General features: G+C 71.3%; 10 protein-coding genes. 9 read left to right on the forward strand and 1 reads right to left on the reverse strand.

Features of this window, described 5'->3' with window-relative positions; genetic code table 11:
• Window positions 1-111 precede the first annotated feature (111 nt).
• From DFR74_RS34030 to DFR74_RS34040, 3 genes are read left to right on the forward strand one after another with little or no spacing between them, the layout of a single operon-like run.
• On the forward strand, window positions 112-702 hold the full coding sequence (locus DFR74_RS34030; RefSeq protein ID WP_113975404.1) for a pyruvoyl-dependent arginine decarboxylase: 591 nt from the start codon (window positions 112-114) through the stop codon (window positions 700-702).
• Entirely contained in the window at window positions 699-1,268 is a 570-nt protein-coding gene (locus DFR74_RS34035) for a hypothetical protein (RefSeq protein ID WP_067514048.1), read from the forward strand. The genes DFR74_RS34030 and DFR74_RS34035 overlap by 4 nt, the downstream gene beginning before the upstream one ends.
• Window positions 1,268-2,794 carry a GGDEF domain-containing protein gene (locus DFR74_RS34040; protein ID WP_084538182.1) on the forward strand — a complete coding sequence of 509 codons (1,527 nt, stop codon included), beginning with the start codon at window positions 1,268-1,270 and terminating at the stop codon, window positions 2,792-2,794. The genes DFR74_RS34035 and DFR74_RS34040 overlap by 1 nt, the downstream gene beginning before the upstream one ends.
• Before the next feature lie 4 nt (window positions 2,795-2,798).
• Here the strand turns inward: DFR74_RS34040 and DFR74_RS34045 are convergent, their stop codons facing one another.
• Window positions 2,799-3,569, reverse strand: a complete 771-nt coding sequence (locus tag DFR74_RS34045; RefSeq protein ID WP_067514049.1) for a DUF6319 family protein — start codon at window positions 3,567-3,569, stop codon at window positions 2,799-2,801.
• A gap of 294 nt (window positions 3,570-3,863) precedes the next feature.
• Between DFR74_RS34045 and casG the strand changes: the two genes are divergently transcribed.
• The 6 genes from casG to DFR74_RS34070 all read left to right on the forward strand — a co-directional run bounded on the left by casG (window position 3,864) and on the right by DFR74_RS34070 (window position 9,550).
• The gene (gene casG, locus DFR74_RS34050) at window positions 3,864-5,528 is read left to right on the forward strand and encodes a steroid-24-oyl-CoA synthetase (RefSeq protein WP_067514050.1); all 1,665 of its coding nucleotides are present in this window, start codon (window positions 3,864-3,866) and stop codon (window positions 5,526-5,528) included.
• An 87-nt stretch (window positions 5,529-5,615) separates the two neighbouring features.
• A complete protein-coding gene (locus tag DFR74_RS34055; RefSeq protein ID WP_067514051.1) occupies window positions 5,616-6,479 on the forward strand; it encodes an alpha/beta fold hydrolase in 864 nt (287 codons plus the stop codon).
• Window positions 6,480-6,601: 122 nt separating this feature from the next.
• Complete coding sequence (locus tag DFR74_RS34060) at window positions 6,602-7,684, forward strand: DoxX family protein (RefSeq protein ID WP_067514060.1); 1,083 nt, start codon at window positions 6,602-6,604, stop codon at window positions 7,682-7,684.
• Window positions 7,671-7,841 (forward strand): hypothetical protein, encoded by a 171-nt coding sequence (locus tag DFR74_RS36420; RefSeq protein WP_157115891.1) that lies wholly within the window; start codon window positions 7,671-7,673, stop codon window positions 7,839-7,841. The genes DFR74_RS34060 and DFR74_RS36420 overlap by 14 nt, the downstream gene beginning before the upstream one ends.
• A 915-nt stretch (window positions 7,842-8,756) precedes the next feature.
• Complete coding sequence (locus tag DFR74_RS34065) at window positions 8,757-8,960, forward strand: hypothetical protein (protein ID WP_147266031.1); 204 nt, start codon at window positions 8,757-8,759, stop codon at window positions 8,958-8,960.
• Window positions 8,961-8,968: 8 nt separating this feature from the next.
• Window positions 8,969-9,550: a DUF6886 family protein gene (locus DFR74_RS34070; protein ID WP_067514053.1), complete on the forward strand. Its 582-nt coding sequence runs from the start codon at window positions 8,969-8,971 to the stop codon at window positions 9,548-9,550.
• Window positions 9,551-9,770 lie beyond the last annotated feature (220 nt).

Here is a 9,770-nt window from a genome sequence, read left to right on the forward strand (position 1 = left end):
GCCGCGACGGCCATTCGCCCACTGTGCGTGCGCGATTCACGTTCGTGCCGCAGAGTCGAATTCGAAGCAATCGCGGCCTGCAAATTGGGCCGCCGTTCTCCGGAGGGCACTATGATTCACACGACCCTACGCAGCGGCCTGCTCGGGCTGCAGTGGATCGATCGACTACTTCCGCCCCTCGGCAGGCCGGAGCGTGACGACCGGCGTTCGCACGGGGCACCACTGACGATCGAGATCGGCGCCGCGACGGGGGTGGGTGCGACAGCGCTGTCCGCCTTCGACGCGGCACTGCGTGAGCTGGGAGTGGGTGATGCGAACTTGATCCGCCTTTCGTCGGTGATCCCGCCGCGCGCCACCCTGGAACGCACCGCCCGGATCCGCAAACCGATTCCGTGGGGCGACCGGCTGCACTGCGTCTACGCCGCACACCACGCCGAGGGCCCCGGCCGCACCGCCGCCGCCGGTATCGGCTGGGCGCTGCGCGAAGATGGCTCCGGCGCAGGGCTTTTCGTGGAGCACGAGGCCGCCACCGCCGCCGAGGTGGAACGGATGATCCGCGCCAGCCTGGCCGATATGACCGCCGCGCGACCGCATCGCTTCGGGCCCGTGCACCTGTCGGTCACCCAGGCCGAGAGCACCGGCGACCCGGTGTGCGCGCTGGTGCTCGCCGCCTACGACACCGCCGGGTGGGGTGCGCGATGAGCGAGCTGCACGTGACGGTCGAGACGGCCATCCCCGAGGACCGCATCGAGGGCTTCCACCGCCTCTACGAGGAGGCGTTCGGCCCGCTGCGCGCCAAGGCGGTCGCCCGCCAGGTGCTGCACCGCGACGAGTTCCGCGAGGAGATGGTCGACCCGCGCGTGCACAAGCACGTGGCCCGCACCGCCGACGGCGAACCGATCGGGCTCACCACGCTGACCAGGCACCTCGAGACCGTGCCGTGGATCAGCCCCGAGTACTTCGCGGCCCGCTACCCCGAGCACGCCGCGCGCGGCGCGATCTACTACGCGGGATTCACCCTTGTCGCACCAAGTGCCCGACAGGGGGCGGCATTCCATGCCATGATCGAATCGGTGGTCCGGGTACTGGTATCGGAACGCGCCGCGGTCGGCTGGGACATCTGTTCGTACAACAACACTCAGCTCTCGTTCGCCGACGGCATCCGGTCGGTGCTCGACGAGCACACGAACGTCGAAGTCGCGGTGGAGGATTCACAGACGTACTACGCCGCGCGGTTCACCGGGGACGGAGCGACCGAGGGGGGCTGATGACACCGGGTGCCGAGCAGCAGAACCACAGCCGACCGTTCCACGGAAACCTCTGGTGCGCAGCGCTTCTCGGGGGGTGGACGGCGCTGATCGCGCTCCCGCTCGCGGTGGGTTCGCGCACGCTGGCACTGCTGACCATGCTGGTGGTGGTCGTGGGGGCGCTGGGCATGATCGGATTCGGCCTGCGGCGGCACCGCCCGCCCCGGCCGATGCCCTGGTATCTGCTGTCCATCTCGGCGGTGCTGTTCGCGGCGGGCGCCTCGCTGCGCGACCACTCCGGCTTCGCGCTGGGCCCGCTCGACGACGTGTTCACCCTCACCGGCTACTTCGGCATCGGCGTGGCCGCCTGGCTCTGGCTGCGCCCGCGCCAGGCCGAGCACTGTTTCGATCTGCTGCTCGACTCCGCGCTGATCGGGCTCGGCGCGCTGCTCGCCTCCTGGACCTTCCTCATCTCGCCCATCCTGCACGCGCGGCCGGGCGGTGGCGCCGCCGTGATCGCCGCGTCCTACCCGATCCTGGACGCGCTGCTGCTCACGCTCGTCGCGCATTCGATCGCCACCTCCACCCGCTCGGAGACCTCGCTGCGGCTGCTGCACCTGGCCATGATCGCCGTGCTCATCGGCGATCTCGGCTACAGCCTGCAGGCCGCGGGCTCGGCGCGGTTCGACCACGAAGTGCTCATGACGCCGCTGCTGATCGGGTACGCCGCGCTGGGCATCGCCGCGCTGCACCCCACCATGGCCGGGCTGGGCGCGCCGCGGCGCATCCACCCGCATCGGTCGCGCCGGCGGGCCAGCTTCATCGCGGTGGTGCTGATCGTCGCGTCCTTGGTGCCGGTGGTGGGATCGAGCCTGGGCGCGGTGGACCGGGTGGTGGTGTCCTCACTGTTCGCGCTGCTGCTGGTCGGCGTGCTGGTGCGCAGCGAGCGCGCCGTCCAGCGCAGCACCCGCAGCGAGCGGCGCGCCCAGTACCAGGCCGACCACGACATGCTCACCGGGCTGCTGAACCGGTCGGCGCTGCTGCGGGCGCTGGACCGCGACGACCCGCACTGGCGCGACCAGCCGCTGTGCCTGATGTTCATCGACCTGGACGGCTTCAAGATGGTCAACGACAGCTACGGCCACGCCGTCGGCGACGAACTCATCGCCAACGCCGCCTCCCGCATCCGGCGCGTGGTGCGCCGCGACGACGCCGTCGCCCGCTACGGCGGCGACGAGTTCGTGGTGCTCGCGCCGCTGGACCGCGCCCAGGCCGCCGTGACGGCCGAACGACTACTCGGCGCCTTCGTCCGGCCGTTCGAACTGAGCGCGGGCGAAGTGCCGATCACCGCCAGCGTCGGGCTCGCGTGCGTGGGCCGCGAGGACACCGGCGCGACCGTCTACGACCTGTTGCGCGACGCCGATTCGGCGATGTACCACGCCAAGGAGTACGCGCTCGGCTACGCCTTCCACGACGATCTGCGCGCCGCGCGCCGCGCCGTCACCGAACCCGGCAGGCGGGCCTGGCCCTCCAGCACCGCGGTCTGAGCGCTCAGTCCGTCAGCTCTTCCAGCAAACGCCTGGCCTGCTCGAGCTCGGCCTGCAACTGCTCCACTTTGGCCAGCTGCGCGCCGCGCGCGGCCTCCAGCACACTCGCCACCACCTCGGCGACCTCGGGATGCAGCAGCTTCGCGGCCTGGGCCACCGCAGAACTGTTCACCGGCAGGCCGCGCACCGAGCGCTTCTTGCCGCTGACCACCTCGACCGTCCACTCGCCCTCGGCGGTGCCCGACAGGGTGACCGTGACCTCCGGCGCCTTCGCCTTGCGCGCGGCCGCAGCCTTCGCGGGCTTGGCCGCCGGCGCCGCGGGCTTGGCGGCCGGTTTGGCGGGATCGACCGGCGCGGCGTTCGCTTCCCGCTGGGCCACAACGGGTTTCGCGGCGGAAGCCGACGGCGCCTGGGTGGGGGCAGGGGTGGGAGCGCTCGTCTGGGTCGACGGCTGGGTCACGGTGGAATCCTTCCTGGTTGTCGACTTCGGCCGGCCGGATGGGGTGGTCGCCTGCCGCTCGCGCGACGGCTTGGTCAACGTCACTTCGGTCGGAGAAAAGGACAGTACATCCTTGGAGCCGGTGGGCCGCACCTGCAGGAAGTCGCCGTCGGACGGGTCGCCGAGCGCGATCACCTTGCCGGAGCGCCCCTCCGGGACACCGACGGCGTGCGCGGTGAACCACACCATGGGCGGTCTGCCGTCGGCGATCTCGGTGGCGATCTGCTCGATCTCGGTGTCGGACAACGGCTTGGGTTTGGTTCGTGGCGACGGCATGGTGCAACTCCGAGCGGTCTTCGTGGATGTCTGCGTGCACAGATGATGCCGCACGCCACCGACAGGTTCGCACCGCGCCGGGAAATCGGGCGGGTGCGCGACGGCGGTATCGAGACAGCGAATTCCGAGCTACACCACCGGCCACACGAAGGTTCTGCCCCGGAACTCGCACGGCGACAGGCAATCCGCCGATCCGCTCCCCCGCGCCCGCCCGATCGGGCACACTCCGAACGGGGCCGACGCCACCCCCGCGCGCGAGGGCGTTTCGCGCACGACGAGTAGGGAAAACCACAGATGACGAACTCCACGGACATGCGCGCCATGGCCGCGGCGGTGGCCGGGCGGCTCACCGGGCCGGGCGGGGCGTTCGAGATGGCGGTCGAGGACGTGCTCGGCGCGCCGCTGCCGGTGTTCCGGAACCGGCGGCGCGCCCTGCGGGAGATCCTGGTCGGCGCCACCGCGCTGGGCGAGCGCGAATTCCTGGTCACCGAGGACCGGCGGATCACCTACGCCGAGCACACGGCGCAGGTCGCGGCGCTCGCCACCGCGCTGCGCGACCGGTACGGCGTGGGCAAGGGCGATCGGATCGGCATCCTCGCGGCGAACACCCCGGAGTGGGTGGTGGCGTTCTGGGCCGCGCAGTGCCTCGGCGCGATCGCCGTGGGCTACAACGCGTGGTGGGCGCCGCGCGAGATCGAGTACGGACTCGCGCACACCGAGCCCTCTGTCCTGATCGCCGATCGCAAGCGCGCGGAACTCGCCGGCGACATCGCCGTGCCCGTGCTCACCATGGAGACCGACATCCCCGCGCTGATCGGCGAATTCGCCGGCAGCGAGCTGCCCGAGACACCCGTGGCCGAGGACGATCCCGCCGTCATCCTCTACACCAGCGGCACCAGCGGACGGCCGAAGGGCGCGGTGCACTCGCACCGAAATCTCTTGGCGGTCATCGATTATCACCGCTTCAACGACGCGATGGCCGCCGCGTTCACCGGCGGCGCGGACGACGGCGCGCCCAAGGGCCGCCGCTTCCTGCTCACCTCCCCGCTGTTCCACATCGCGAGCCTGCACAACCTGGTGCTGCCGCGCATGGCGACCGGCGACACCGCCGTGCTCTACGCGGGCGCGTTCGCCGCCGACCGGGTGCTGCGGCTCATCGAGCGCGAGCGCGTCACCAACTGGGGCGCCATGCCGACGATGGCGGTGCGCATGCTGGAGGCGGATCTCGCCGGCTACGACCTGTCCTCGCTGGCGGCGTTCTCGCTCAACTCGGCGCCGTCCTCGGCCGCGCTCCAGCAGCGGTTGCGCGAGCAGTTGCCCGTCGCGCGCACGGCGCTGGTCACCAGCTACGGCATGACCGAATGCGGCACGGCCGCCACCCTCGCCACGCCCGCCGAACTCGCCGCGTTCCCCGACACGGTCGGGCGGCCGGTGATCGGGGTGAGCCTGGAGATCCGCGACGAAATGGGCGAACCCGTCGGCGAGGGCGTCGAAGGCGAGATCTGGGTGCGCAGTCCCTATGTGATGCTGGGGTATTGGAACGATCCGGCCGCCACGGCGGCGGCCCTCACCCCGGACCGCCGGCTGCGCACCGGCGATATCGGGGTGCTCGAGGACGGCAGGCTGCGGCTGTCGGGCCGGCGTTCGGATCTGATCCTGCGCGGTGGCGAGAACGTCTATCCGACCGAGATCGAACAGGTCCTCGACGAGCACCCGGCGGTGCGCGAGAGCGCGGTGGTCGGCGTGCCCGACGACGATCTCGGGCAGGCCGTCGCGGCGCTGGTCGTGGTCTCCGACGAAACCGTCGGTGCCGACGAGCTGCGCGACTTCGCGCGCGAACGGCTGGCCTATTACAAGGTGCCCGCGCGGTGGCGGCTCACCACGGAACCGCTGGCGCGCAACGCCACCGGCAAGGTGGTGCGCGCCGGGATCGCCGACGCGCTGGCGCACCCGGTGTGATCCAGGTCTCGACCGCGGCAGGTGCGCGGTCTACCTTGGGACCAAGGCGTCGCACACCGCACGCGTGTCCACTCGCAAGGAGGCGACGTGGCGATTTTCGCGCACCAGGGCCGCAAGGTTGTCTACGACCGGGCGGGCAGCGGGCCGCCGATCGTGTTCCTGCACAACGCCGGAGCGCAGCGGCATATCTGGGACGACCAGGTGGCGGCGCTGCGGCACCGGCACGAGGTGTTCGCGCTCGACCTGCCCGGCTACGGCGAATCCGACCGGCCGGCGAGCGGGTATGAACTCTCCGACTACGCGCGCATGCTCGGCGCGTTCCTCGACGCGCACGAGTTGCGCGAGGTGGTGCTGGTGGGCAACTGCCTGGGCAGCGCCACCTCTCTCGCCTACGCGATGGCGCATCCGTCGGCCGTGCGGGCGCTGGTGTTGATCAGCCCGCTCACCCGCAACACCGTGCGGCGCGGACAGCAGGCGCCGCTGGCCTGGCTGGACGGCATGCTCCCGCTGGGGCCGCTGGCCCGGCGGATCGCGCTGCCCGACCAGGTGGTGTCGCTGATCGTGGCGAATCAGCTCGGGTCGCGGGGGCGCAGGCTCGGATTGCGGCATTCGCGGCGGCTGCGGGCGCACTGGGGTGATCCGGGGCGGCTGCAAGCGCTGCACGGCCTGGTGCAGGGATTCCCGGCGTACCGGGTGCTGGACGAGTTCACGCCCGGCCCGGATTTCCCGCCGATCTGCACGATCTGGGGCAAGCAGAACCGCATCCTGTCGGCGTCGGCGGGCGCGGTGCTGGACCGGACGTTGCGGCCGCGATCCAGCGTGGTGCTGGCCGATTGCGGGCACCTGCCCATGGTGGAGGACCCGGACGCGGTGACGACGGCGATCACCGATTTCCTCACCGATCCCGCAGTGCGCCCGTATCGCGGCGGGCGGTCGCACGCCACCGGCTGAACCGCCCTGACCAGCGCGAACGAGCCCATTTCCGGTGTCACACGGGTATGCTGATCTTGTTGTTTGGCATGGAAAACCGCGGGAACCCGATCGATAGGCCATCGAGGAAAGGGTTGACCTTCATGTTGCTGCGCCGACTTGCCCGACCGCTGCTCGCGACCGCTTTCGTCGCCGACGGAATCGACACGCTGATCCACCCGCAGTCGCGGGCGAAAACCGCGGCGACGCTGGTGCAGCAGGGGGAACGTTCGTTGCCGCCCGGCGTCGTGCAGAAGCTGCCCTCCGACCCGGGCACCGTGGTGCGCGTGAACGCGATCGCGCAGGTGTCCGGCGGCGTGCTGCTCGCGCTGGGCCGCGCCCCGCGCTTCGCCTCGCTGGTGCTCGCGGCCACCGTGGTACCCGCGACCGTCACCGAACAGGACTTCTGGGCCGAGCAGGACCCGGACCGCAAGATCGCCAAACGCAACGCCTTCCTCAAGGACGTGAGCCTGCTCGGCGGCCTCCTCATCGCCAGCGCCGACACCGAGGGCAAACCCTCGCTCGGCTGGCGCGGCCGCCGCGCCGCCCGCAACGCCGCCGCCACCGTCTCGGCCGCGCTCCCCTTCGGTGCGACCGCCGACAACGCCACCGGCGAGGCGCTGCGCCACAACGCTCACGAAGCCGCCGAACGGGCCAAGGCCCTCGGCAGCACGGCCGCCGCCAAGGGCGCCGAGGTGGCGGGCACGATCCAGGAACACGGACCCGACTGGGCGGCCACCGCCCGCAAGCGCGGCGCGGCCCTCGCGGCGGTCCTCATGGCGCGCGGCGCCGAATTCGCCAGCGCCGCAAAAGAACACGGCGCGGAGTGGGCGGAAGTCGCGAAGGAACGCGGGGCCGAGGCGCGGCATCGCGGGGCGGAGTTGAGTGAGGTCGCGCGGCACCGGGGAGCGGAGCTGGCGGAGGTGGCCAAGGAGCGCGGCGCCGAACTCGGCGAGGTCGCCAAGACGCGCGGGGCCGAACTCGGCGAGGTTGCGAAGGTGCGGGGCGCCGACCTGGGCGAGGCAGCCAAGACGCGCGGGGCCGAACTCGCCGAGGTCGCCAAGGAGCGCGGCTCGGAGTTCGGCGAGGTCGCCAAAGCGCGCGGGGCCGAACTCGGTGAGATCGCCAAAGCGCGCGGGGCCGAACTCGGCGAGATCGCCAAGAAGCGGGGCCGTGGAGTTGGGTGAGGTCGCTCGGCACCGGGGCGCGGAGTTCGCCGACACCGCCCGCCGACGCGGGGCCGAACTCGATGAGTCGGCCAAGGTGCGCAGCGTCGAGCTGGCCGACGCCGTGAAGGAGCGCGGCCAGGACGTCGCGGAGAACACCCGCCGCCGGCGCGGTTGATCCCCACGGGTGAGGTGCCCGGCCGATCCGATCGGCCGGGCACTTCCTGTGTAGAGAGCCGGGCTCGCATCAGTGACCCGACGGTGTGCCGTCGGCGTTCGAGCACCCTCCCGCCCGGGATCGGCGCGTCCGTCGCACGCGATCTGCCGAGGGCGCAGGCGCCGGGCCGAAACTCCGTGTACGCGGGGCAGCACCCACCCCGGGGCCGACGTGCCCCGCGCAGGACAACACCCACACCGGGCCCCACGCACACCATGTCGACTATCGAGTGGACTGCCCGTTCCGATCCGTGGATGGCCGCCTCCGCTGTGAGAACGCACAGCGCCGACCGGGCCTTCGTGAGAGTCCACAGGCTCGGCAAACCCCTGGTGTGAATTGCCACACCGGCGGATCGGCTGCCCGCGCACCACGGTCGGCGTTTCCCGGCGATTACGGCTCGTGATGTGCGTTCGACATCGATCGCCTTGGGACGCAACGGCGTTCACGATGCCAACAGTTCTGGGGGCAGCGGGCCGAAACATCCACCCGCAGGGCGGCATTCGCGTCTCACGACCAGGGGTGTGAACAATTCGTACAAGAATGAACGATCCCCCCGCAGCGCCGGACGAGCCGCAGACCCACGCGGCGGATCAGCGGATGCAGCCCGAATCAGACTGCGCCACAAGATATTCGAGCGCATCAGCCTCGAACACGGCGACCCCGGAGCGCATCAGCACATCTCACACCCGCCAGGCGATACCAACGGTGACGGATAACAGAGGGGTACAAAACACAAACATAGGGCTCGGCAAACGCGGAGCATTCGTTGATAATGGGCCGGAGAGGTTCGCGTCGCGGGGTCCACGCCCGGCGCGGGGAACCTTCGACCGGGGATTGCGCGTGGAGTCCCCGGTACCGTGCCCGAGCAGTCAGATTGTGAGCGTCCCCGTGGATCTCGACCGTCTGGACCAGAATGCCGACCCCGACGCCGAGCTGGCCGGCCAGCTGAGCAGCCCGCTGCTGAGCCGCCTGGTCCGCACCACCGTCGGCCTGTCCCCCGAGTCCATCGACCTGCTCACCCGCATCAGCGACCGCCTGCGCACCGCCGAGGGCGCCCTTCCCGACCCCGCCTACTTCTGACGCGGCGCATGCGCCCCGAGCCCGGCCAGGTCCTGCACTTCTCGGAAGACCCGCGGATCACCCGTTTCGTGCCCAGAACCACGGGACACGCCCCCGAACCGCTCGTGTGGGCGGTCGACGCGGCCCGCGCGCCGGACTACTGGTTCCCCCGCGAGTGCCCCCGCGCCATGGCGTGGACGACGCCGGACACCACCGCGCGCGACCGCGACCGCATCCTCGGACCGGGCGGCGGAGACCGCGTGCACGCCGTCGAGTACCGCTGGTCGGCGACGCTGCGCACGGTGCGCCTGTGGGCCTACCGGCTCCCGGCCGACGGGTTCCGCCCGTTCGGCGAGCCGGTGCCGCACGCCCACGTCACCACCGAGGAGGTCCGGCCACTGGGCCCGCCCGAGCCGGTCGGCGATCTGTTCGCCCTGCACGAAGAGGCCGGCATCCAACTGCGCGTGCTGCCGAACCTCTGGGCATTCTGGGACGCGGTGGTGGACAGTTCGCTCGGCTTCAGCGGCATCCGGCTGCGCAACGCCGAACCGCGACCTCCGGTCGTCCGGGACGGTGCCGGGCGGGCACGGTCGACGGACCGCCCGCCGTAGTCCATATCCCCTGCACGCCGTGATCGACCCCGCCTCCGAGACGTCGCGGCCCGGTGCAGATTCGAACCCACTTCAGGGACACACGCTCGGCGCCGATCGAACCCACTACCGGGACGTCCGTGTCAGGTGCAGATCGAGCCCGGCTCCGAGATGTCCGCTCTGTGCGGATCGGACCTGCCCCCGGGACGTCCCGCACAGAGCGGATCGAGACCGCCTTCGG

It is taken from the genome of Nocardia puris, assembly GCF_003315035.1.
GTDB classification, from domain to species: domain Bacteria; phylum Actinomycetota; class Actinomycetes; order Mycobacteriales; family Mycobacteriaceae; genus Nocardia; species Nocardia puris.